Origin of the sequence: Synechococcus sp. J7-Johnson (assembly GCF_024345795.1) — a bacterium.
Taxonomy (GTDB): domain Bacteria; phylum Cyanobacteriota; class Cyanobacteriia; order PCC-6307; family Cyanobiaceae; genus Regnicoccus_A.
On the sequence record NZ_JAGQBU010000024.1, the window covers coordinates 1 to 21,507 of the forward strand.

Annotated in this window: 21 protein-coding genes; 9 read left to right on the forward strand and 12 right to left on the reverse strand. The window is 66.3% G+C overall.

Annotation, left to right across the window (positions count from 1 at the left end; all coding sequences use genetic code 11):
* Positions 1–146: 146 nt before the first annotated feature.
* The 5 genes from KBY93_RS11645 to KBY93_RS11665 all read right to left on the reverse strand — a co-directional run bounded on the left by KBY93_RS11645 (position 147) and on the right by KBY93_RS11665 (position 6,494).
* A complete protein-coding gene (locus KBY93_RS11645; RefSeq protein WP_255094579.1) occupies positions 147–953 on the reverse strand; it encodes an inositol monophosphatase family protein in 807 nt (268 codons plus the stop codon).
* Positions 950–2,371, reverse strand: coding sequence for a BCD family MFS transporter (locus KBY93_RS11650; RefSeq protein ID WP_315856408.1), 1,422 nt, complete (start codon positions 2,369–2,371; stop codon positions 950–952). Before KBY93_RS11650 ends, KBY93_RS11645 begins: the two co-directional genes overlap by 4 nt.
* Before the next feature lie 55 nt (positions 2,372–2,426).
* Positions 2,427–4,121 carry a TolC family protein gene (locus KBY93_RS11655; protein WP_255094581.1) on the reverse strand — a complete coding sequence of 565 codons (1,695 nt, stop codon included), beginning with the start codon at positions 4,119–4,121 and terminating at the stop codon, positions 2,427–2,429.
* Between the two features lie 65 nt (positions 4,122–4,186).
* Positions 4,187–5,575, reverse strand: coding sequence for a TIGR03279 family radical SAM protein (locus tag KBY93_RS11660; RefSeq protein WP_255094583.1), 1,389 nt, complete (start codon positions 5,573–5,575; stop codon positions 4,187–4,189).
* Between the two features lie 46 nt (positions 5,576–5,621).
* On the reverse strand, positions 5,622–6,494 hold the full coding sequence (locus KBY93_RS11665) for an undecaprenyl-diphosphate phosphatase (RefSeq protein WP_255094584.1): 873 nt from the start codon (positions 6,492–6,494) through the stop codon (positions 5,622–5,624).
* A gap of 227 nt (positions 6,495–6,721) precedes the next feature.
* On the opposite strand from KBY93_RS11665, the gene KBY93_RS11670 reads away from it, so the two are divergent.
* The 3 genes from KBY93_RS11670 to nadB all read left to right on the forward strand — a co-directional run bounded on the left by KBY93_RS11670 (position 6,722) and on the right by nadB (position 9,659).
* The gene (locus KBY93_RS11670) at positions 6,722–7,354 is read left to right on the forward strand and encodes a DUF3120 domain-containing protein (RefSeq protein ID WP_255094585.1); all 633 of its coding nucleotides are present in this window, start codon (positions 6,722–6,724) and stop codon (positions 7,352–7,354) included.
* A gap of 171 nt (positions 7,355–7,525) precedes the next feature.
* Positions 7,526–7,903, forward strand: coding sequence for a photosystem II complex extrinsic protein PsbU (psbU, locus tag KBY93_RS11675; protein WP_255094586.1), 378 nt, complete (start codon positions 7,526–7,528; stop codon positions 7,901–7,903).
* A 61-nt stretch (positions 7,904–7,964) separates the two neighbouring features.
* Complete coding sequence (gene nadB / locus KBY93_RS11680; protein WP_255094587.1) at positions 7,965–9,659, forward strand: L-aspartate oxidase; 1,695 nt, start codon at positions 7,965–7,967, stop codon at positions 9,657–9,659.
* Between the two features lie 16 nt (positions 9,660–9,675).
* Here the strand turns inward: nadB and KBY93_RS11685 are convergent, their stop codons facing one another.
* Entirely contained in the window at positions 9,676–10,596 is a 921-nt protein-coding gene (locus KBY93_RS11685; RefSeq protein WP_255094588.1) for a vitamin K epoxide reductase family protein, read from the reverse strand.
* On the reverse strand, positions 10,593–11,429 hold the full coding sequence (locus KBY93_RS11690) for a BtpA/SgcQ family protein (RefSeq protein WP_255094590.1): 837 nt from the start codon (positions 11,427–11,429) through the stop codon (positions 10,593–10,595). Before KBY93_RS11690 ends, KBY93_RS11685 begins: the two co-directional genes overlap by 4 nt.
* Positions 11,430–11,542: 113 nt before the next feature.
* Here KBY93_RS11690 and rimO point away from each other — a divergent pair, with 113 nt between their 5' ends.
* From rimO to KBY93_RS11705, 3 genes are all read left to right on the forward strand, one after another.
* Positions 11,543–12,979: a 30S ribosomal protein S12 methylthiotransferase RimO gene (gene rimO, locus KBY93_RS11695; RefSeq protein WP_255094592.1), complete on the forward strand. Its 1,437-nt coding sequence runs from the start codon at positions 11,543–11,545 to the stop codon at positions 12,977–12,979.
* Positions 12,976–14,214, forward strand: coding sequence for an MFS transporter (locus KBY93_RS11700; protein WP_255094593.1), 1,239 nt, complete (start codon positions 12,976–12,978; stop codon positions 14,212–14,214). The genes rimO and KBY93_RS11700 overlap by 4 nt, the downstream gene beginning before the upstream one ends.
* A 161-nt stretch (positions 14,215–14,375) precedes the next feature.
* Complete coding sequence (locus tag KBY93_RS11705) at positions 14,376–15,980, forward strand: B12-binding domain-containing radical SAM protein (RefSeq protein WP_255094594.1); 1,605 nt, start codon at positions 14,376–14,378, stop codon at positions 15,978–15,980.
* Between the two features lie 47 nt (positions 15,981–16,027).
* Here the strand turns inward: KBY93_RS11705 and KBY93_RS11710 are convergent, their stop codons facing one another.
* Positions 16,028–16,450, reverse strand: coding sequence for a DUF4346 domain-containing protein (locus KBY93_RS11710; protein WP_255094595.1), 423 nt, complete (start codon positions 16,448–16,450; stop codon positions 16,028–16,030).
* A gap of 22 nt (positions 16,451–16,472) precedes the next feature.
* On the reverse strand, positions 16,473–17,651 hold the full coding sequence (locus KBY93_RS11715) for a GNAT family N-acetyltransferase (RefSeq protein ID WP_255094596.1): 1,179 nt from the start codon (positions 17,649–17,651) through the stop codon (positions 16,473–16,475).
* On the opposite strand from KBY93_RS11715, the gene KBY93_RS11720 reads away from it, so the two are divergent.
* The gene (locus tag KBY93_RS11720; protein ID WP_255094597.1) at positions 17,650–18,150 is read left to right on the forward strand and encodes a hypothetical protein; all 501 of its coding nucleotides are present in this window, start codon (positions 17,650–17,652) and stop codon (positions 18,148–18,150) included. The genes KBY93_RS11715 and KBY93_RS11720 overlap by 2 nt on opposite strands.
* Here the strand turns inward: KBY93_RS11720 and KBY93_RS11725 are convergent.
* Both KBY93_RS11725 and KBY93_RS11730 read right to left on the reverse strand, forming a co-directional pair.
* Entirely contained in the window at positions 18,137–18,784 is a 648-nt protein-coding gene (locus tag KBY93_RS11725) for a dihydrofolate reductase family protein (RefSeq protein WP_255094599.1), read from the reverse strand. The genes KBY93_RS11720 and KBY93_RS11725 overlap by 14 nt on opposite strands.
* Positions 18,781–19,719 carry a 6-carboxytetrahydropterin synthase gene (locus KBY93_RS11730; protein WP_255094623.1) on the reverse strand — a complete coding sequence of 313 codons (939 nt, stop codon included), beginning with the start codon at positions 19,717–19,719 and terminating at the stop codon, positions 18,781–18,783. The genes KBY93_RS11725 and KBY93_RS11730 overlap by 4 nt, the downstream gene beginning before the upstream one ends.
* A gap of 103 nt (positions 19,720–19,822) precedes the next feature.
* Between KBY93_RS11730 and KBY93_RS11735 the strand changes: the two genes are divergently transcribed.
* Positions 19,823–20,509: a shikimate kinase gene (locus KBY93_RS11735; protein WP_255094600.1), complete on the forward strand. Its 687-nt coding sequence runs from the start codon at positions 19,823–19,825 to the stop codon at positions 20,507–20,509.
* A 40-nt stretch (positions 20,510–20,549) separates the two neighbouring features.
* On the opposite strand, the gene KBY93_RS11740 is transcribed toward KBY93_RS11735, so the two are convergent.
* Positions 20,550–20,813: a chlororespiratory reduction protein 7 gene (locus KBY93_RS11740; protein ID WP_255094601.1), complete on the reverse strand. Its 264-nt coding sequence runs from the start codon at positions 20,811–20,813 to the stop codon at positions 20,550–20,552.
* Here KBY93_RS11740 and KBY93_RS11745 point away from each other — a divergent pair.
* Entirely contained in the window at positions 20,812–21,507 is a 696-nt protein-coding gene (locus tag KBY93_RS11745; protein ID WP_255094602.1) for a DUF6816 family protein, read from the forward strand. The genes KBY93_RS11740 and KBY93_RS11745 overlap by 2 nt on opposite strands.

Sequence of the window (21,507 nt, forward strand, 5' to 3'; positions counted from 1 at the left end):
GCTCGCGGTGGTCTCCCGACCGCTTTGGAAACTTACAACACCGGCGGCGGGCTCTCGCCCTCACTTCAGTTGCAAGCCCTGCAGCGCTTGCCTTTCGGCTCACGCGCAGTCCAAAAACATACCACAGAACTAGCCGTGCTTTGGGCTCAACCCCGAAGAAGCGCTTCGGCCCAGGGCATGAAGCGCTCGAGCGCCTCCGGGCTGCTGGCGGCCAGCACCGGAAAATCAGTGTGGCCATGGTCGTCGCCAGGCCTCAGGTGCTCGGGACTGCGCACCAGCCAGCGCAGGGGACACTGCAATTCACTCAGCACCAGCCAGGCTGCAGCCAGATCCCAGATCTTGGGGGTGGCCTCCAGCGCCATCACGGTCTGGCCCATGGCCACGCTCACAAGGTTGAGGCTGGCGACCCCGAGCAGGCGGATCTTGCCGGGGAAGCGCCGATCCGGCAGCTTCTGCAGCACCCCGATCGAACGGCTGCAGAGCGAAGCACACCCGGCCGCCTGGGCCTCATCTCCCGGTGGTTTCAAGGATTTGCCATTGCGCCAGGCCCCCAGCCCTCGCACCGCGATGATTCTCTGGCGCAAGGGAGGCACATCCAGCACCGCCAGCACGGGGACACCTCCCTCGAAGCGGGCCAGGGAAATCGCCCAGTAGGGAATCCCGGCGGCGAAGTTGGTGGTGCCATCAAGGGGATCGACCACCCAGTAGGCGTCGGTGGAGGGAACCAGCTTGCGGCCCTCCTCACTGAGAACCCCCTCGCCGGGATAAAGCAGCTCCAGCCCCCGCACCAGGGTTTCATCGCTCCAGCGGTCACAGGCGGTGATCAGGCTGCCATCGGCTTTGGCTTCCGAGGCCATGTGGCCGAAATCCTTGCGTTGCCGCTCGGCAACGGCATCAAGCAATTCCGTGAGCCTCAGAGCCTCGGGTGGAATTGCGGTAAAGGTGGCAGTCATCCGAGTTCGGTGGTCAGGACCTGGGTCAGCTGCCTGGTGGTGTCGTCGCGGAAGCAGTGAACATTGAGGGCGACCAGCACCCGCAGTGCCGCCAGGGCGATCAGCGCGGCCGTGCCCAAGACCAGGGCATAAGGAATAAAAGGACCCTGGCCGGGGATGATGGCACGACCCAGATCCAGCAATCCGCCACCGATCAGTTTGGCCGTGGCGCGGGAGAATGCCTGGGCCAGGCCCCACACACCCACGAAGGTGCCAGCGGCTTCCGGCAGGGTCAGATCGAGCATCAGGCACAGGGTGCTGTTGGTGCCGATGCCGGAGGCCAGCCCGAAGAGCAGCAGCACCGCCTGAAGCAAGGGGACCTCACCCACAAGTCCGCTCAGGATCAGCAGGAGCATCGAAGCCAGGATCAGCTGACAGCCAAGCCTGGCCGTTGCGTACTTACCCAGCCTGGGCACGATCCACCAACCCGCCAGCACCAGGCCGAGCAGGGTGCCGACCCCCCAGAAGGCATTGAGCGAGGCGGTGGCGGCAATCGGCATGGCGAACACGTCGGCGCCATAGCTCTCCAGGATCGGGTCCTGGATGAACAGGGCCAGGGTGAAGAGCACCACGAACAGGAAGAAAACCGCCACCTGCCGGCTTGAGGTGATCAGACGCCAGGCCTGGGGCATGGTGATCGCATCGTCGCGGGCTGGGCTGGTGCCGCCGCCGACGGCCTTGGTGCTAGCCGGAGCGGCGGGCTCGACGCCCCAGGTGGCAAGCAAGGTGAGACCCATCACCGCCAGGGCGGCCCGAACCATGAACCGGGAGAGCACAGCCTCCAGCACCAGCGGGTCGGTGACGCCGTCGAGCCCCTTGAGGCTCCGGGAGATCACCACCGCTCCCACCACGATCCCCACTGTGAGCATGCACCAGATGATTCCCACCGCCCGGGGGCGCTCCCTCTCCTGGGTGCGGTCGATCACCAGTGCCAGATACGGGGTGGTGGCCATCGAAACAGCCAGTCCGTAGGCAGCGAACAGGGCACACATCAGGACTGTGCCCAGAGTGATGGCGGCTCCATCCCCCAGCTCCCGGGCCGCTGCGAGCCGGAAGATCACCGGCACCACCAGCACCGCCAGCCCGCAGAAGAGCGCGGCGCCCAGCCAGATGTATGGGGTGCGGTGGCGGCCCGCGAGGGGCCGGGCATCGGAGAGCTGGCCGAAGAGAATCCTCGACGGGGCCACGAATTGCTCGAAGGCCAGGGCCCCACCCACCAACAGACCGGGAAATCCCAGTTCACTGATCATCACCCGGTTGAGCATGCCGGCAAAAATCACCGCCAGAAAGCCGAGGCTTCCCTGGAACAGCCCCAGCCGCACGGTGCTGGCGATCGAGAGGCTGGGCGGCGAGCTGGAGAGGGCCATGGTGGAGGGCAAGATTCAGGCAACGAAACCTTCCGGCCACCCGGGTTGATCCCCCGCCGGGCGCTCTCTAGGGGGAGAGAGGACCACGCCCATCCGGCGTACGCACCTCAGACTGACAGGCCGGTAACAACGGTTGGGGCTCGATCGGAATCTGGGTGGTGAGATCGGTGGCCGGCTTGCTTGATGGGAGGGTGGGCGGCTGACAGAAAGCCACCTGATCCAGGCCCGTGCGGCGCCTCAGTTCGGCCAGCCGGCGGTTGTAGTCGGTCACGGCGCGGGCATAGCTCACCTCCGCCTGGGTGAGGTCGCGCTGGCTGTCGACGACCTCCCGCTGGGTGGTGACGCCCGCCTGGAAGCGCAGCCGGGCCAGGCGCAGCGCTTCGCGCGAAGAGATCACCGACCGGGAGGTGGTGGTGATGTCGCGGTTGTTCTGAAGAAGCAGGTAGAAACTGGTTTCCACTTCCAGCCGAATCTGATCGCGGCGTTCGGCAAAGTTGAAGCGCTGCTCTTCTGCCGCCTGTTTCTGCTGGCGGTACCGGGCGGCGGCCCGACCACCGTCAAAGAGATTCCAGCTCAGATTCAGGCCGATCGAATTGTCGACGCCGTAGGTGTAACTGCCCATGTTGATCGGCAGATCCACCGGAACCCCATTCCGGCCGTTGCTGCGATCCCAGCCGAAGTTGTTGACGATGCTCAGAAAGGGCTGAACCGCGCCGATCGCCGCATTGGCATTGCTGTTGGCAATTGAGATCTGCAGGATTACCTGGTCGAGCTCCTCACGGAAGGCATAGGCCGCCACGATGCTTTCCTGCAACGACGGCATCCAGGTGCCCACCACTCGTGCCGGCTCCTTGGCCGTCGGCGTGACGTCCTGGGGAAGATCCAGCAGGGAGGCCAGAGCCCGGCGAGCCACCGACTGCTCGGCCAGAGAGTTGGTCAGCAACTGCTGGTCACGGGCCAGCTGGGTTTCCGCCTGGAGCACCTCAAGCTTGGTGGAGACCCCCGCCTGAAACCTGGCTCGGGCATCCTTGAGACTCACCAAAGAGGCCCGCACCGATTCCTGACCGATGCGCACGCCCTCATCAGCAAGCTGCAGGTTGAAGTAATTCTGGGCCGCCTGAAGACGCAGGTCGCGAAGGGCGATCAGGTATTGATTCTGGGCCTGCTCGAACTGGTCGCGGGCCGCTGAAATCTGGGGAACCCTCTGGGGATTGATCAGGTCCCAGTTGATCCCGATGTTCATGTTGGCCCCAAGGGTCTGCCCTTTCGTGCGCGACTCAGGCGTGGCAAAGGGGCCGGTGGCGTCGGCGTCGTAACTGAAGCGGTAGTTGTTGGTAAGGGCCGGGAAGGCTCCGGTGGATAGGTTGATGCTGGGGTACCAGGCGGAGATCTGTGCGCGCAGGGTGGATCTGGCTTGATCCACCCGGGAGGCCACCGCCTTGAGGCTGGGGTTGTTGGTCTCGGCGAGGGTCTCGACCTCGCGGAGGCCCAGGGGCCGCAGTTGCTGGATTTTGACCTGGGCTGGCCTGGTGGGCAGCGCCAGGGAGGGGGGGGAGGCCAGGGGTCGTAAACCAGGCTCAAGCTCGGTAGCCGCCGGTGGAAGAACGGTGGGGTCCGATTTGGGCCGGTTTCCCTTGACCTCAGGAGCCAGGGGAATCGGCACGGGCTGGGCTGGGCGTCCAGGTGCAGCCTTCAGGGGAGCGGCCGCTGGGGCTGTGTCCTGGGCCAGGCTCACGCCCTGAAAGCCAGGGACGAGCGCCATCCCCGCAAGGGCTGCCGAGGCAAGGAAGGAGGGCCGCACACCGATACCCGTTGTTAGTCCCGAGCTTAAAGAGCCAAGGCCTGAATGCCGAGGCAGGCGGCCACGAAATCATCCGCCCCCTGCACCAGGCGGATCGGCGCCGGCAACCGACGCTGCAGGTCCTCAAGTCTGAAGTCATCCAGGAAGACCGGCTCCCCCTGACGCAGCATCACCGAGGGAAGCAGCAGCTCATCCCCCAGCGCCTGGCCCTCCAGGCCGGCCAGAAGATCGGAGCCAGTGAGCAGGCCGGTGACCACCTGTTCCTGCCCCCAGTAGGGACTGGGCAGACCATGGAGCCGAAGCGACAGCCCTTCGACGGCATTGAGGCGATCGACCACTGGCTGCAGGGCATCGGCCACCAAGCCCCCGACGACCCAGCTCAGGCGCCGGGGCTGCACCAAGCGGAGGGGCAGGCGGCTGGTGGCCTGATCGAGAGCTTCGAGAAAGGCACGGATGCTGCCGACCCCATTCTCCTGCTGGGGCAGATCCTCGTAGCTGGCGCGCTCCGGCAGGGGAAGGCCGGCCATGAGATACCACTCGTCGGAGAGCCAGGCGAAGCGGCTGCCGAGTGCCGCCCGGAAGCGGTCCTGGAGGGGCTCCACCTGCTCGATAACCCGGCGGGCGCAGGAGCGGTCGACCGGCACCAGACCATCTCCCGGGGGACGGAAGCGAGTCAGCCCCACGGGCACCACGGCGGCGGAGAGCACGGCCGGCCAGTCGCCGGCACCGAAGCGGGCCAGATCGAGCAGGGTGCGCTCCAGGGCCGCTCCGTCATTAACCCCCGGGCATACCACCACCTGGGCATGGATCTGCAGCCGCCGCTCGCCGAACCAGCCCAGCTGATCAAGCAACAGGCCGGCCCTTGGGTTCACCAGCAGGCGGCTGCGCAACTCGGAATCGGTGGCATGCACCGAGACAAACAGGGGCGAGAGCCTCTGCTCCTCGATCCGCTGCCAATCCGCCGCGGTGAGGTTGGTGAGGGTGAGGTAGGAGCCGTAGAGAAAGCTGAGACGGTAATCGTCGTCTTTCACATAGAGGCTCTGGCGCCGGCCGGGGGGCTGCTGATCGATGAAACAGAAGGGGCAGTGGTTGTTGCACTGGCGCAGGCCATCGAAGAGGGCCTCGGTGAAAGCAAGCCCCAGACCTTCATCGGCATCCTTCTCGAGCTCGACCTGATGGCGGGTGCCATCGGGGTCCTCCACCTCCAGGCTCAGCTCCTCCTCCCCCACCAGCACCTGAAGGTCGATCAGGTCGCGTGGCCGCACCCCGTTGATACTGATCAGCCGGTCCCCGGGCTGGAACCCGAGGTCTTCGCCGATCGACCCGGGCTCCACGGCGGCCACCACGGCTGGCTGGGGCTGGCGGACTGAATCCACAGGGGCCAGGACAAGACCTGCGGAGGGTTCGTTCCACACGGTGGAGACTCGAAGCGGAGAGTTTCAGTGTGGGCGCCTGAGGGCTTCAGCTGACGGCTGGATCCATCCGCCAGACCCAGAGCAGCAGCAGCAGCCCGAAGGCCAAGCGGTAGATCACGAAGATCCAGGTGCTGTGGTTCTGCAGAAAGCGCAGCAGCCAGGCGATCGCCAGCCAGGACACCACGGCGGCTGAGGCAATGCCGATCAACAAGGGGATCGGCCCGTGGCTGGCGCTGCTGGCGAAGGCCGACTTCAGCTCCACCAGTCCCGCCAGTGTGATCGCCGGGATTCCGAGCAGGAAAGAGAATCGGGCCGCCGCTGCCCGCTGCCAGCCATCGAAGAGCGATGCGGTGAGGGTGCTTCCGGAGCGCGACACCCCGGGGATCAAGGCCAAGGCCTGGGCGATGCCCACCAGCAGGCCATCAATCGGGCGCACCTGGGGCAGGTCCTTCTGGCGTCGACCGCTCCGCTCGGCCAGGGCCAGCAGCAGGGCCATCACGATCGAGACCAGGGCGATCGAGGTGATGCCGCGCAGCGGCGAGCTCTCGTAGGCCGGCCACAGGATTTTGATGGCCAGGCCGGCCAGCACGATCGGCAGGCTGCCGATGGCCATGGCCAACCCCAGCCGCGCCGAAGGATCCCCCCACTGCCCATGGCGGAAGGCACGGCTGACGCCCGAGAGCACCTCCGCCAGGTCGTGGCGGAAGTAAACCAGCACGGCCGCGATGCTGCCCAGCTGAATCACGGCCGTGACGGCCACCCCAGGATCGCCCCAGCCGAGCAGCACGGGCACCACCTTGAGATGGGCTGTGCTGCTGATCGGCAGGAATTCAGTGAGGCCCTGCACGATGCCAAGCACCAGGGCGTGCCAGCAGGCTTCAAGAAAGCTTGGAACCGGGGCTGAAAGGGCAGAGCCCATGCGCGGAGTGGCACGGCGGAGCCAGTGACCCTATGACCGCCCTGCTCACAGCTCCACCTCCGGCGTCCCTTAAGGTTGCATACCTTTCTTCACAGAACCAGGTGATCGGGGCCACCGCCACTCCTCCCACGTCCGCCCTGGTCCCCGAGACCCTCGTTATTTCCCAGCGCCCATCCAGAGCAGCGCTGAAGGCGCCCCTGGGAGGATCTGATGCAGCCCTGCTGCCGATGGTTGCCGCTGCCCTTGTGGTGGTGCCTGTCTTTCTTCAGGCTCCCTGGGTCCGCCTGCACCCCAGCAGCGCCACGCTGTTCACAGCCGTGATCACAGCCGCCGGGCTGCTGCTGGAGTTGCGGGGCCCAGAGCGCTGCCGCGGTTTTGGGCCGCTGCTGGTGGGCTTCAGTAGCAGCTGGCTCGCCGGCTGTCTCTTCTGGGGATGGTGCCGCCTGCATCCGCTCTGGCATCTGCCGATCGAGGCCTTCGCCCTGCCTCTGGCCCTGGCCGGCCTGAATGGACGCTGGCGCAGCGCCTCCCAGTTCTATCTGGCCTCACTGCTGGGCACCGCCTGCACCGATGGGGCCATCGCCCTGACGGGGGTCATGCCGCTCTGGCCGCAGGTGTTGAGCGCCCCGGTCCAGGAAGCACCCGCTCTGTTGCATCGGGCAGCCCTGCAGGTCCTGGAGCCGGCCTCGCTGGCTCTGGTTATGGGGATCGCGGTGGCCCTGACGCTGCTGGCGCGTCGATGCCGCCGCTCGGGTGCTGGCGGGCGATTGGCCGCAGCCACGCTGCTGACCACCCTGGCGGTGGACGGGTTGTTCCTGATCGCCGCCCTGCTCAGCCCCCAGCTCAGTGGATTGATCTGAAGAGGAGCGGGACTGGGGGGCGGGAATTGAAGAACTGCAAAAGCCTTGGCGCTGTGTGGATTGATCCGCCAACTGGCCTGTAGCGTTGCCCGTGACCCTGCTCGGAGAGCTTCCGAGTCAAGGCTTCCATCCAACGGCGATCCTCACCGATCCACACCACGGAGAACTGCGATGAAACGGCTGGTTGCCTGGATGATGAGCGGCGTGCTGCTGGCTGGCCTGCTGGTGTCCCTGCTCCTGCCTCCGGCGGTCCAGGCGGAGGAGCTCCGCAATGTGGCGGATGAGAAGATCGCGGCCCGCCAAGGCAAGGTGGATCTCAATAACTCACCCGTGCGCAGCTTCCAGCAATTTCCCGGTATGTATCCGACCCTGGCCGGCAAGATCGTGCTCGGGGGGCCTTACGAGGAGATCGACGACGTGCTCAGCCTGGATCTGACGGATCGGCAGAAGGAATTGTTCGAGAAGTACAAGGACAATTTCACGGTGACCGCACCCTCGATCGCCCTTAATGAAGGCGACGATCGCATCAACCCGGGCGTCTACCGCTGAACCCCTACAGTCGCGACCCCCCGAAAGCCGTCGGTCTCCGGCGGCTTTTTTTTGCGGCCCCATGACCTCGACACCCCACCCCCAACAACCCCTGGCTCCGCGCTGGGATGTGGTGGTTGTGGGTGGCGGCGCTGCTGGGCTGATGGCCTGCCTGGAGCTTCCCGCCGGGCTGAGGGTGCTCCTGCTCAGCAAGGAGCGCGGACCCCGAACCGCCAGCCGCTGGGCTCAGGGCGGCATCGCCGCAGTCACCCGGGCTGAGGACAGCCTGGAGAGCCACCGCGATGACACCCTGCGGGCTGGGGCGGGACTGTGCGATCCAGGCGCCGTCGATCTGCTGGTTCGGCAGGCTCCGGCCTGCGTTGAACGGTTGCTGGGGCTGGGCATGGCCTTTGACCGCGACGGCAGCGGCCTGAGCACCACCCTTGAGGCCGCCCACAGCCACAGGCGGGTGCTCCATGCCCAGGATCGCACTGGAGGCGCTCTGGTGGATGCCCTGGAGCGGGAGGTGCTGCGCCGCCCGGGGCTGGTGCAGCGCAAGGGCCTGATGGCCCTTCAGATCTGGGTCGAGCAGGGCCGCTGTCTCGGCCTGCAGGTGCTGGAGAACGATCAGGTGCGCTGGCTTGGGGCCGGTGCCGTGGTGCTGGCCAGCGGCGGCGGCGGCCACCTGTTCGAGAAAACCACCAATCCCTCCCAGTCCACGGGCGATGGTGTGGCGATGGCCTGGCGGGCCGGGGCCGCCATCCGCGATCTGGAGTTTGTCCAGTTTCACCCCACCGCCCTGATGCTGCCAGGGGCCCCCCACTTCCTGATCTCCGAGGCGGTGCGGGGTGAAGGGGCCCGCCTGATCGATGCCCACGGCCACAGTCCGGTGGCCGACCTGGCCAGTGCCGATCTGGCGCCCCGCGATCAGGTGAGCCGTGCCCTGGTGCGAACCATGCAGGCCCAGAGCGTGGACCACCTCTGGCTCGACCTGCGCCCGGTGGGACAGGAGCGGCTGAACCGTCAATTTCCAACGATCCTGCGCCGCTGCCGCGAGCTGGGCCTGGAGCCCATTTCGGCGCCGATCCCCGTGGCTCCAGCCGCCCATTACTGGATGGGTGGCGTGAGCACCGACCTGGGCGCCGCCACAAATCTTCCGGGCCTGTACGCCGTGGGGGAAGTGGCCTGCACAGGCGTGCATGGCGCCAATCGGCTGGCCAGCAATTCACTGATGGAATGCCTGGTCTTTGCCGGGCAGCTGCGGCACCTGTCCCTGCCGGAGCAGCAGCCCTGGCCCAGCTCCTGGGAATCGCCCTCGCCTGCCGGGGGGGGCAGCTGCCCCTCCCCACTCGCCCAGGCCCAGCCCCTGCAGAGCGACTTGCTGGCCCAGAGCGAGCGGCTGCGCCATCTCTGCTGGCGGGTGGCGGGGGTAGAGCGCCAGGAGCGGGACCTGCGGGAGGCCCTGCGGCTGATCCACCACCAGCGACAGGAGCTGGACGATCAGCCCTGGATTCAGGCCCTGGCCAGGCTCGAACCCGGCGATCAACTGCCCCTTGGACCGGGAGGCGGAAGTGTTCTGCGCCCCCTCAACGATCTGCGCCAGCTGCTCACGCTGGCAGATCTGCTTGTGGAGGCTGCCCTGTTCCGCCGCGAGAGCCGCGGCGGCCACTACCGGACCGACTGCCCGGCGCCCCAGCCCTTCTGGCAGCGCCACTCACTGCAGCTGTGCGGTAAGGGGATCCACACCACCCCGTTGCTGAAGGGGAACTCCGGCTGAACGCTGGCCTGTGAGTTCAGAGCTGGCCCTTGAAACCACTCAATTCGGCCAGTTTGGCGAGAGTCTTGACGCCGGAGTCCAACTTGCCGTTGATCTCCCAGGTGGGGAATCCCTGGAGGTTCTTGCTGTCGCAGAGCGCTTTCTGATTGTTGACGCCATCGGCGGCACATTCGATCACCTTCAGCTTGGCGTTGGCCTCCTTGCCGAACAGTTCCTTCTGTTCATGGCAGTGGGGGCACCAGTAGGCGCTGTACATCACCGCACCGGTCTGGCTGAGGTGCTCCGCCAGGGCCAGGGTGGCTGGGGTACTGACGCTGATGACGGGCGGTGGTGTGCCGCGGGTGCCCATGGCGGCGGGCCTATCAACGGAGGCGGCCCAGCCCAGGCCCACCAACCCCACCAGCAGGGCCACAAGAACCCCACGAAACACCAGCTGGCCGCGGTCGTCCCACTGGCCGCCGATGAGGCTGAGAACGAACAGGATCAGGCTGAGAACAGCCGAGAGCACACAGAAAAAACAGAAGGCCTTGATCTTGAACACCAGCAGCCCCATCAGGAGCAGGCTGAACACGGCCATGCCGCCGCTGAGAAGGAACAGCCCCCACCAGCTGCGCTCGGAGATGGCCGATCGGGCCTCGCCCCTGAGAATCAGCGGCAGCACCGCCAGCACCAGCACCGTGGTGTAAGCGAGGAAGCCGAAGAGCGAGAGCGGCTGGCCGAAGAGACTGCCCCAGGCACTGTTGAGCACCTTGTCGCAGCCTTCGGAGCCCCCGGGGCAGCTGAGCGGGCCGATCAGCCCCCAACGCTTGAGGGTGATAGCACCGGTGTCGATCGCACCGATCGTGGCCAGAACAGCCATCACGACGCGGACCCAGCGCAGTCCGGGATCTGATCGTCGACGGCTGCTCAGACGACTGCTCAAGCGGGTGGAAGTCACGGCAAGGGCTTTATCTGGGCCGATTGTGGCAGCATCCGCTTCAGAGCACTGACCCGCGCGGGGTCCACCGGCGCAGAGATCAAGCCATTGCATTTGAGGGCCGTGCCAGCGATCACGCCGTCACAGGCAGCCGAAAGCCTCTGCAGCGTCTGAGGATTGGCCCCACTGCCGATCAGCACAGGCGCCCCGGCTGCCGCAGCCCTGGCCTGCTCCAGATCGGCCGGATCGGTGGGTCTGCCGGTGCCCGTGCCCGAGACGATCACCCCATCGGCGCCGCCGCGCTCGAGCACATCGCTCACTGCCTCCGCCATCGACAGCGGCGCCAGGGGGGCTCCGTGCTTGACCAGCACATCGGCCAGGATCCTCACCGATTCGGCACCCAGTAGGCGGCGCCGGCGCAGCAGCTCGGCGGCCACCCCCTCGATCAACCCCTGATCGGTGACCGTGGCACCGCTGAGCACATTCACCCGCAGAAAGTGAGCGCCACTGGCCTGGGCGATCGCCAGAGCCGCCAGCGCGTCATTGCGCAGCACGTTGATGCCCACCGGCTGCTCTGTGGCCCGCACCACCGCCAGGGCCAGCCTGGTCATTGCCGCCACCGTTTCCGGCGGCACCGATCCCCGCCAGAAGGGCACATCGCCGAAGTTCTCCACGATCAGGCCATCGACGCCACCGCTGAGATAGGCATCGGCATCGGCCAGGGCGGCAGCCTCCAGATGCCCCAGATCACCGGCCCAGCCCGGAGATCCAGGCAGGGGCCCAAGGTGAATCACCCCGATCAGCGGACAGAGTTGGGGAAAAAGCTCACGCCAGTGGGATCCAGAGCAGGGCATGGCAATGGCCGCAGCAGGAGAACGAGCCAGGCCGAGGCACCCTGACATCCCATAGGGTGATGGATTGGCCCCAGGGGTTCTACCCACGGTCAAGGTTTTCGGCCGCCGCACCCATGTCTCCCGCCAACGCAGCTTTCCCCGCAGGATCGGTCCGGCCCGCCGACGAGTCCAAGACCAGCCGTCCCACCGTGGCCTTCGCTCACCTGGGCTGCGAGAAGAACCGGGTCGACACTGAGCACATGCTCGGACTGCTCGCCCAGGCGGGCTACGGGATCAGCGCCGATGAGCGCGATGCGGCAGTGGTGGTGGTGAACACCTGCAGCTTCATCCAGGACGCCCGCCAGGAATCTGTGCGGACCCTGGTGGAGCTGGCGGAGCAGGGCAAGGAGCTCATCATCGCCGGCTGCCTCGCCCAGCATTTCCGCGAGGAGTTGCTGGAATCTCTGCCGGAGGCACGCGCGATCGTCGGCACCGGCGACTACCAACACATCGTGGAGGTACTTGAGCGGGTCGAGGCCGGTGAGCGGGTGAACCGTGTGAGCGAGGTGCCCACATTCGTGGGCGATGAGCATCTTCCCCGGTACCGCACCACCTCCGAGGCGGTGGCCTACCTCAAGGTGGCAGAAGGCTGCGACTATCGCTGCGCCTTCTGCATCATCCCCAGGCTCCGGGGCGACCAACGCTCCCGCACGATCGAGTCGGTCGTGGCGGAGGCCCATCAGCTCGCCGCCCAGGGGGTGCAGGAGCTGATCCTGATCAGCCAGATCACCACCAACTACGGCCTCGACCTCTACGGCAAGCCCCAGCTCGCGGAGCTGCTGCGGGTCCTGGGAGAGGTGGAGATCCCCTGGATCCGGGTTCACTACGCCTATCCCACCGGCCTCACATCAGAGGTGCTGAGCGCCTACCGGGACGTGCCCAACGTGCTGCCGTATCTGGATCTGCCGCTTCAGCACAGCCATCCCGAGGTGCTGCGGGCCATGAACCGCCCCTGGCAGACCGGCGTCACCACAGAGCTGCTGGGACGGATCCGCCAGCAGCTGCCCGATGCGGTGCTGCGCACCACGTTCATCGTCGGCTTCCCCGGTGAAACCGAGGAGCATTTTGAGCACCTGCTCCGTTTCGTGGAGGAGCAGCGCTTCGACCATGTGGGGGTATTCACCTTCTCCCCGGAAGACGGCACCGCTGCGGTGGATCTGCCCGATCCGGTGCCGGCTGAAGTGGCGATCGAGCGCCGCAACTGCCTGATGGCCGCTCAGCAACCGATCGCGGCCGAGCGCAATGCCAGCTGGGTGGGTCGGATCGTTGATGTCCTGATCGAGCAGGAGAACCCCAGCAGCGGCGAGATGATCGGGCGTTGTGCCCGCTTCGCTCCCGACGTGGACGGGGAAGTGCGTGTGAGCCCGGGTCCCGGTGGTCTCTGCGCCTCCCCCGGCACCATGGTGCCGGTGCGGATCACGGCCTCCACCCCCTACGACCTTCAGGGCGAGGTGGTGGGCGCCCGGGCCATGGTGGAGGAGGCTCTGGCCAACCGCGGCAGCCGCGGTTGAGGCACTGGATCCGCCGCAACCAGCGCACCACCTTTCTGATCGCCTCGGGGCTGAGCACCGCCGGCTCCTTCGCCGGACTGACAGCCAAAGGCTGGATCCTGATGGACCAGACCAGCAATCCGTTGCTGCTGGCCCTTCATTTCGGCGTCCTGGCGTTGCCGAGTCTGCTGGCCAGCGGCACTGCTGGGGTGCTCACCGACCGGATCGGCTGCGAACGGGTGCTGATCCGCTCCCAGTGGGGCCTGGTGGCGGGTGCCGCCCTGGGGGCTGTGGCCATCCCTCTGCTGACGGGAGCCGCCCAGGTGAGCCTTCTCCTGCTCAGCACCCTGGTGGTGGGTCTGGCCAGCGCCTTTGAACTCACGGCTCGCAACAAGTACTGCGCCCTGCTGGTGGATGAGCCGGCCCAGCTGGCTCCCTACCTCACCTCCTTCTCGGTGGTGTTCAACGTCGGCAAGCTGGTGGGGCCACCCATCGGTGGGTTGCTGCTCGCCCTGACGGGACCAGCCACGGCCCTGACCATCGATGCGGCCTCCTACCTGCTGCCGATCGCCACAGTGCTGTGGCTGCTGCAGCCCAACCTCAGCGCCGAGCGGCGCAGCGGCAGGGGCGTTGATTCCAGCCTGATCAGCGCCTGGCGGGGCTGTGGCGCCAGCCTTCGCCACGTGCTCGTGTTCACTGGCCTCGCTTGCCTGGCGGTCTTCTTCCATCCCGGCCTGGCGCCGCTGATCGCCGCCCAGGTGCTGGGACCATCCCCTCAGGCCCTGGGCTGGTTCACGAGTGTGCTGGCGGCGGGCAGCATCAGCGGAGGGCTGCTGCTGCAACGACGCAGTCAGTGGCTGAGCGAGCGCCCTTCCCTGCTTCTGGGCACCTGTGCCGTGATCACCAGCCTCGCCCAGCTGGGCATGGCTCTGAGTGCGCCCACGGCCTTCCGGCTGGGGATGACCTTTCTGATCGGAGCGGGGACCGCTGGTCTGCTGGCAGGCAGCAACCTGATCCTGCAGGTGGGAGCTCCGCTCGTGCTGCGCGGACGTATGGCAGGTCTTGGTCAGATCGCCTTCCTCGGCGGCGGCGGCTTCAGTGGCCTGATCGCCGCCGTGCTCACCCTGAGGATCGGATTGCCAGCCACCTTTGCGCTCATGGGCAGCATTGGCCTGGCGTTGGGGCTGCTTGAGCTAACCAGCCGCTGGGGACTGCGCCTGAATCCAGGGGGGTCAGATCAGCTTGATGCCGCGTAAAACAGTGGACAGAAGGAAGGCCGTCAGCAGTCCAGCGGCCACCAGAACGAGGTACAAAGCTGCCGCCATGGCCAGCACGGGAATACAACCCGCTCATTAGAGCAGAGCAACCCTGCTGCCGTGGGTTCCCCTTAGGCTGGCGCCCTACGAACCGGATCAGCATGCGCGCTCTGCTCGTCTACCCGGAGTTCCCCAAGACCTTCTGGAGCTACGAGAAAATTCTCGAGCTAGTGAATCGCAAGGTGTTGCTCCCGCCACTCGGGATGGTCACCGTGGCGGCCCTGCTGCCCCAGCAGTGGGAGTTCAAGCTTGTCGACCGCAATGTGCGCGAAGTGACCGAGGCCGAGTGGGCCTGGGCTGAGCTGGTGATCATCTCCGGGATGATCGTGCAGAAGGCCGACATGGCCGCCCAGATCGCCAAGGCCAAGCAGCGGGGTCTGCCCGTGGCGGTGGGAGGCCCCTTCGCCAGTTCGACCCCTGATGCACCAGAGATAGCTCTGGCCGATTTCAAGGTGCTCGATGAGGGTGAGATCACCCTGCCGATGTTCATCGAGGCTCTGGAGCGCGGCGAGCAGCAGGGCCGCTTCAGCTCGGAGGGCGTGAAGCCCGACGTGACCGGCACCCCCATTCCCCGCTTCGATCTGCTCGAGCTCGACGCCTACGACTCGATGTCAGTGCAGTTCTCCAGGGGCTGCCCGTTCCAGTGCGAGTTCTGCGACATCATCGTTCTGTATGGACGCAAGCCCCGCACCAAGACCCCAGAGCAACTGATCGCCGAGTTGCAATATCTCTACGACCTGGGCTGGCGGCGCTCGATCTTCCTGGTGGATGACAACTTCATCGGCAACAAGCGCAACGCCAAGTTGCTGCTGCCGGCCCTGAAGCAATGGCAGATCGAGCACGGCTATCCCTTCAGCTTCGCCACCGAAGCGTCGGTGGATCTGGCCTCCGACGACGAAATGATGTTGATGATGGCCGAAAGCCGTTTCGACAGTGTCTTCCTCGGCATCGAGACCCCGGATGAGGCGAGTCTGGAAACGGCCCGGAAGCTGCAGAACACACGCAGCTCCCTGGAGGAATCCGTCGATCGGATCACCTCCTACGGCATCAGGGTGATGGCCGGCTTCATCATCGGCTTCGATGGGGAGAAATCCGGGGCCGGCAAACGCATCGTCGAGTTCGTGACCCGCACAGGCATCCCCGCAGCGATGATGGGCATGCTGCAGGCTCTGCCCAACACCGGCCTCTGGCATCGGCTCGAGAAGGAAGGACGGCTGATCCAGGACAAGGCTGACGCCAAGGGGGTGAACCAGACCAACCTGCTCAACTTCGTGCCCACCCGCCCGATCCGCGACATAGCCAACGAATACGTGGAGGCCTTCTGCAACCTCTATGAGCCGAACGCCTACATGGATCGGGTCTTCAGCTACTACCACAAGGTGGGCAAGCCCCGCTGGCAGCCCTTCCTCAAGCCTGAGCATTCCGGCTTCAAGCTTCCCAGCTGGACCGACGTGCGCGCCTTGCTGATCGTCATCTGGCGTCAGGGCCTGGTCCGCGACACCCGCGGTCGGTTCTGGCGTTACCTGTTGGCCATGGCCCGTACGAATCCCGATCAGCTAGAGCAGTTCCTCGTGGTGCTCGCCCACAACGAGCACTTCATGGAGTACCGCAGCATCGTCACCGAGGAGATTCAGGTGCAACTGCAGTCACTGCCTCCGGAACCACCTCCCGCCACGTCAGATGTGAGAGAACTCCAGCCGGCGTGACCAACTGAGCTCATGTCGGAGAGAAACCCTGAGCTCCAGCAGTTCCTTCAGTCCTGGATGTAGGAGTCGCCAGAACGCAGGGCCGCTTCGGCCTTCTGCAGTTCACGGCCCAGATAAAGGGCATGATCCAGCCTGCTGATCGGGGCTGGGGATGGCCCCTCAGTCAGCTGAATACCCAGTTGTTTGGCCGTGCGGCCTCGAAATACTGTCACCGGCCGGCGGGGGGCTGCTCTACGGCAACTGAGCACTTCGCCGGTGTCAGGATCGGTGGCCAGGCCTCTGGCATTGATACCGTTGCTGTAGAGCTCCGCCACCAACTCTCCCCGCTCGCGATCCAGGCTGATCAGCACATAGCCGGCGGGATCGAGATCGATAGGGCGCTGCGACAGGCGTTCATCGAGAGCTCGCAGCTCCTGCAAGGGTGTAGCTGCAGGCGCGGGTGAAGACGTGATCGACGATCGCTGATCCATGCACTGATCGTAAACAGCGGACTCAGCAGGTGCCCAAGGGCAGATCCCGGCGGCTGAAAGGCAGCTCGGCATTTTCCGCCTCGATCTCCTCGAGCATCTGGGCATTGGCTTCGGGCAGCCAGCGACGCAGCAGCCGATCGAAGCCTGGATCCTGCCAGCGGTGCAGGCTGGCTCGGGGCTCGGCCAGAAAACCCCGGCGCCGCTTGTGGCTCCCGCCAGCCCCTGGATCAAAGCAGCTGATGCCCTGCTCGATCGCCCACTCGATCGGGGCGTAGTAGCAGACCTCGAAATGCAGGTTCTCGATCTCCCGATCACTGCCCCAGTAGCGGCCCCAGAGGGCCTCGCCGTGGCGCACGCAAAGCGACATCGCCACCGGCTCCTGCGGATCGCCCCGATGGGCACTGAAGAGCACCAGATGCTCTCGCAACTCAAGGGCATCCAGCCGGAAGAACTCCTCGCTGAGGTACTTGCTGCCCCAGGCCCCCCAGCGGCTGCAATGCTGGGCGTAGAGGTGGTGCATCCGCTCCAGCATGGCGGCGGGAATCGCAGATCCCACCAGGGGAGTCACCTGCAGACCGGCCGCGGCGATCGAGCGCCTCTCCCGGCGGATGTTGCGCCGCTGGTTGGCATTGAAGCCCGCCAGATAATCCTCGAAACTGCTGAATCCATCGTTGGACCAGAGACTCTGCTGATTCAGCCAGGTGGCGCAGCCAGCGGCCTCGGCCCAGGGCTGCCACTGGGGATCCACGTAGAGGAAGTTGCAGCTGAAGATCTTCTGTTCGCGGCAGAAGCGATCGATCAGCTCAAGCATCAGGGCCGTGACCTCTGCCTCGTCTTCACTGGGATCGATGTGAAAGCGATAACCCTGCACCGGGCTGAGCGGGCTCATGCCCACCAGCTTCGGGTAGTAGCGCAGGCCCAGCTGACCGGCGAGCTGGGCGAAGGATTGATCGAAGACGAATTCCCCGTAGCTGTGGCCCTTGAGGTAGAGCGGCGCCACGGCAATCAACCGCTCCTGGCGCCACAGGCTCAGATGGCAGGGCTGCCAGCCCTGGCGGGGCACGATGCTGCCGGAGCGCTCCAGAGCGTGCAGCCAGGGCCAGCCGTAGAACGGAAGACCCGCAGGCCCCGTGAGCTCCTGCCAGGCTTCACGGGGAATCTCCGTCATGGCCCGGTGCCAGCGGGCCTGCAGCTCAGCCATGGCGGAGGAACACGTGGGCTCGACGGCGAGGGGCAAAACTAACGGCATGACGCAACGACTGCACCGGTTGTCGACCCTGGTGGCGGCACTCCTGACGCTGTCCGGTGCATTGGCCTCCGGGTTGGGCAGCCCCCTGCCCGCTGCGGCCAGTCTGCTGGGGCCGGTACTGCGCCTGATGCGACCCCAGCTGGAGAGAAAGCTCAGCGACGTCTGCGTGAGCACTGCCGCCGGCGGCCAGGCCAGCCTGGAGCGCAGCCTGAAGGAACCCTGCCGTCGTCTGGCGGCACCGGCCAGCGCCTGCCTGATCTCCGAGGCCGAGAGCAGCGGGCGCAGCTTCGGGGTGATCAGCGAACTGGCCCGGGGCCGGCTTGGCGACGACAGCGAGGTGGTGGTGAAACGCTGCGTTGCCAAGCTGCTGGGGCTGCCCGCCGACAGTCTCAAGGAAGTGTCTCTGGATGACCTTCAACGCCGCTTCAAGCGCCCCGTCACGCTGCCGTAGGAGCACTGCAGCGGTAGCGCAGCAGCAGTTCACCGTCCCCCAGGGGCCGGTGCTCCAGCAACTCCCAGCACTGACCCGAGAGGTCGGGCGCCAGGGGACTCACCCAGCCATGGCTGCCCCCCAGCAGCAGTGGGCAGAGGCTCAGCTGCAGCTCCTGCACCAGTCCCTCCGCCAGCAGGGCCGTGGCCAGTTCGGCGCCACCGAGCAGCACCAGCCGGCGCAGCCCTCGCCCTGCCAGTTTCGCCAGGGAAGCCCGCCAGTTGCCAAGGGCCACATGGTCATCAAAGGCCTGCTGGGCAGGCCCAGGTGAAAGCAACCAGCGCTCCAGGGGCTGGGAGAAGAATGGAAGGGACGGCTCGAGTCCGCGGCCACGACTAACCACCACAACGATGGGTTGAAGTTGGCGCCCCTCCAGGCGGCGACGCGCCAGCAACTCAGGGCGATGGATCAAGCAGGTGCTGCGATGTAGGCGCAGCGTGGCCGCTCCGACGAGGCAGCCATCAGCCCAGGAGAGGGCCTCCTCGAGCACGGCCCGATCTCCGGCAGCTCCAAGCTGGGCGGCACCTCCTTGGGCGGGCGCGAGACGGCCATCGAGGCTGATGGCCAGCACCAGCCTCAGCTGGGGCAGGCTCAAGCGCCGGCCAAGGCCTCCAGCACGGCGGGGCGAGTTTCGAGCAGGGGGGTTTCGGCGAACACCTCAGCGGCGTTGTTCGGGCTCTCCTGCAGACGCACCTTGTGCAGAGCTGCACCAGTGGCGGCAATCGGAGCGCTGAGCAGATCGGCAATGTGCAGTGCGATGTTCTCAGCCGTGGGGACGCAGCTGGCGAAATGGGCCACGTCCTTGTTGAGGAAGGTGTGATCGAAAGGCTCCACCACCAGTTCGTTCACCAGGCCCTGCAACTCGCCCAGGTCGCAGACCATGCCGGTACGGGGATCGATCGCACCGCGCACGGTGACATCGAGCAGGTAATTGTGGCCATGGCCATGGGGGCGGGCGCACTTGCCGTAGATCGATTCGTTCTCGCTCTGGGACAACTCTTCGCGGGCCAGGCGGTGGGCGGCGGAGAAGTGGGTGCGGATCGAGAGGAAGGCTTCCATGGGATTGCCGATGACATCGGCCCAGAGGGTGGGTTGCTCGTAGAGGCGCAGACCGACGAGCGGCAGGTGCGGGGCCAGCCGTTTCCAGATGGCCTGGAGCAGAGCCTCGGTGGTGGGCAGGCAACCCTCGGGTCGGCTCAGATCAAACTCCGGCCAGCAGTCGTTGAGGAAACGGAAATCGAGGGGATCGGTGACCTCCCGACGGATGGCATGTTTCACATCAGAGAGGTTGAGCACCATGCCGTCGCCATCGAGCGGGCCAGCCATCGCCACGATCAGCTCATAGTTGTGACCGTGACCCGGGGCGAGGCTGCAGCGGCCAAAGCGGTTGGCGTTCTCCTCATCGCTCAGCTCCGGCAACCGGTAGAGGTGGCTGGCACTGAACAGGGCCCGTCGGGTGATAACGCAGCCACGGCCGCGGCCATGGTGGTTCATGCCGGCTGAAACGCCAGTGGTTGGGGTGGCGGGCATCGCCAGGATCCCGGTTGCCATCGACTCGGCGGCGTCCTGCTGGGTCATCCTAGGGATTCCGCCCCTGGCAACGCCGGACCCAAGTCTTCGCCGACCAGCCCCCATGGCCTCTGAACCGCCCTCCACCGCCAGCGTCAGCGTCAGCCCAGATTTGCCCGGGAGCCTGGAGGGCCTCAACATCTACCTGGTGGGGATGATGGGGGCAGGCAAGAGCAGTGTGGGGCGCCCGCTGGCCGAAGCCCTCGGCTATCGCTTCATCGATGCCGACAGCGTGCTCGAGCAGCACGCCGGCTGCTCCATCCCCGAACTGTTCGAGCACCAGGGAGAAGCGGCCTTTCGCGAACTGGAGTCGGCCGTGCTCAACCGGATCGCCTGCTGGCATTCCCTGGTGGTGGCCACAGGCGGTGGCGTGGTCAGCCGCCCCGTCAACTGGGGCCAGATGCGGCAGGGGCTGGTGGTGTGGCTGGACGCCCCAGAGGAGCTGTTGCTGAAGCGCCTCCGAGCCGATCCAGGCCAGCGGCCCCTGTTGACCACGGCTGATCCTGAGTCGCGGCTGCGCCAGCTGCTTGACCAACGCCGGCCCCTCTACAGCCAGGCCGACCTGAGGGTGCCCCAGGACGGCCGGGCGGCCGCGGCAGTGGCCCAGCAGGTCGTGGAGGCGATCCCGACGGTGCTGCGCCAGCGGGAGGCGCCACCCCAGGCTCCCGCCGAACTGATCGACATGAACGGCGCCAGTGCAGCGAGCCTGAACAGCACAGCAGAGCTGCAAGGAGTTCCAGGTCTGCAGTAACCCTCTAATCGGAACTGAACTCCATCGAGGCGTTCGTGCATCAACGGGCCGGGGGCTCCAGGCGCACGGCAAACCACTGAACAGCCATGCCGGGCTCCAACTCCAGTTCACAGGCCGTTTCCAGCAGGCGCTCGGCCCGTTCACGGTCGCTGGGCAGGGAGCGCAGGTCGGCGGGGGGCTCTTCCAGTTCAGCGAGCTGGGTGGTGAGCCAGCTGAGGGTTTCGGCGGCCGAGAGAATGCGTTCACCCCGGGAGGGCTCCAGCACCACGTAATGATCGAGTTCCCGCAGCAGGGGATCGGACATGCTCAGCTCACGGATCGCCTTCATCCTCGCCGCCCTGATCGCCCTCTGGCCGGGGCAGGCAATGGTGGCCAACAGTGGCCCAGGTCCGCTGGAGCGGCGGCTGGTGGCCTGGCCGGAATGGAGTCTGCCGGCTCCGCTCAGCCGACCCGGTCGCAGCGATCTCCGCTACCCCGACTGGTTCGCCGGGGCCTGGTGGGTCCACAGCCTGGAGGAGGGCAGTTCTGCGCCGATCCCGCCCTATGCGGTGCGCTTCCTCATGGATCACCGAGGGGCAGTGGTGGGAGATCGTGCGTTCAACGCCACCCAGGTGGGCGATGCGCTACTGGGTGGTCAGCTGCTCTCGGTCGCCAACGACCCGGCCAACCCCAACCGTCAACTGGCTCTGCTGCGCGGTGATCTGGAGCTGGAATCCACCGTGATCGGCCGCCGCAGCCAGGGTGGTTCGGAGGCTGTGGCCCTTGGCGAAAGCTTTCTCAGCGACGAGCTGGCCCTGCAGGTGCTGCACGGCCCCGGTGGGGCCCGGATCAGCCGCGTGGAGACCCTGAGCCGCTACCGGCTCGTGGACAGCACTCCGGGCCACGAACTGATCCGGGCGGAGCAGTGGCAGGCCAGCTACCCGTCACCGGAGCAGGGGCTAGTGGCCCATGCCGGCGACAGCCATCACCTCTGGTTGCTGCTCAGCCGCAACCCCTGA

Excerpts from the sequence above, each read along its gene's own strand:
- KBY93_RS11645 (WP_255094579.1), bottom strand. The coding sequence starts at position 953 with ATGACTGCCACCTTTACCGCAATTCCACCCGAGGCTCTGAGGCTCACG.
- KBY93_RS11655 (WP_255094581.1), bottom strand. The coding sequence starts at position 4,121 with ATGGCGCTCGTCCCTGGCTTTCAGGGCGTGAGCCTGGCCCAGGACACA.
- KBY93_RS11665 (WP_255094584.1), bottom strand. The coding sequence starts at position 6,494 with ATGGGCTCTGCCCTTTCAGCCCCGGTTCCAAGCTTTCTTGAAGCCTGC.
- KBY93_RS11670 (WP_255094585.1), top strand. The coding sequence starts at position 6,722 with ATGGTTGCCGCTGCCCTTGTGGTGGTGCCTGTCTTTCTTCAGGCTCCC.
- psbU (WP_255094586.1), top strand. The coding sequence starts at position 7,526 with ATGAAACGGCTGGTTGCCTGGATGATGAGCGGCGTGCTGCTGGCTGGC.
- nadB (WP_255094587.1), top strand. The coding sequence starts at position 7,965 with ATGACCTCGACACCCCACCCCCAACAACCCCTGGCTCCGCGCTGGGAT.
- KBY93_RS11690 (WP_255094590.1), bottom strand. The coding sequence starts at position 11,429 with ATGCCCTGCTCTGGATCCCACTGGCGTGAGCTTTTTCCCCAACTCTGT.
- rimO (WP_255094592.1), top strand. The coding sequence starts at position 11,543 with ATGTCTCCCGCCAACGCAGCTTTCCCCGCAGGATCGGTCCGGCCCGCC.
- KBY93_RS11705 (WP_255094594.1), top strand. The coding sequence starts at position 14,376 with ATGCGCGCTCTGCTCGTCTACCCGGAGTTCCCCAAGACCTTCTGGAGC.
- KBY93_RS11710 (WP_255094595.1), bottom strand. The coding sequence starts at position 16,450 with ATGGATCAGCGATCGTCGATCACGTCTTCACCCGCGCCTGCAGCTACA.
- KBY93_RS11720 (WP_255094597.1), top strand. The coding sequence starts at position 17,650 with ATGGCGGAGGAACACGTGGGCTCGACGGCGAGGGGCAAAACTAACGGC.
- KBY93_RS11715 (WP_255094596.1), bottom strand. The coding sequence starts at position 17,651 with ATGGCTGAGCTGCAGGCCCGCTGGCACCGGGCCATGACGGAGATTCCC.
- KBY93_RS11730 (WP_255094623.1), bottom strand. The coding sequence starts at position 19,719 with ATGCCCGCCACCCCAACCACTGGCGTTTCAGCCGGCATGAACCACCAT.
- KBY93_RS11735 (WP_255094600.1), top strand. The coding sequence starts at position 19,823 with ATGGCCTCTGAACCGCCCTCCACCGCCAGCGTCAGCGTCAGCCCAGAT.
- KBY93_RS11745 (WP_255094602.1), top strand. The coding sequence starts at position 20,812 with ATGCTCAGCTCACGGATCGCCTTCATCCTCGCCGCCCTGATCGCCCTC.
- KBY93_RS11740 (WP_255094601.1), bottom strand. The coding sequence starts at position 20,813 with ATGTCCGATCCCCTGCTGCGGGAACTCGATCATTACGTGGTGCTGGAG.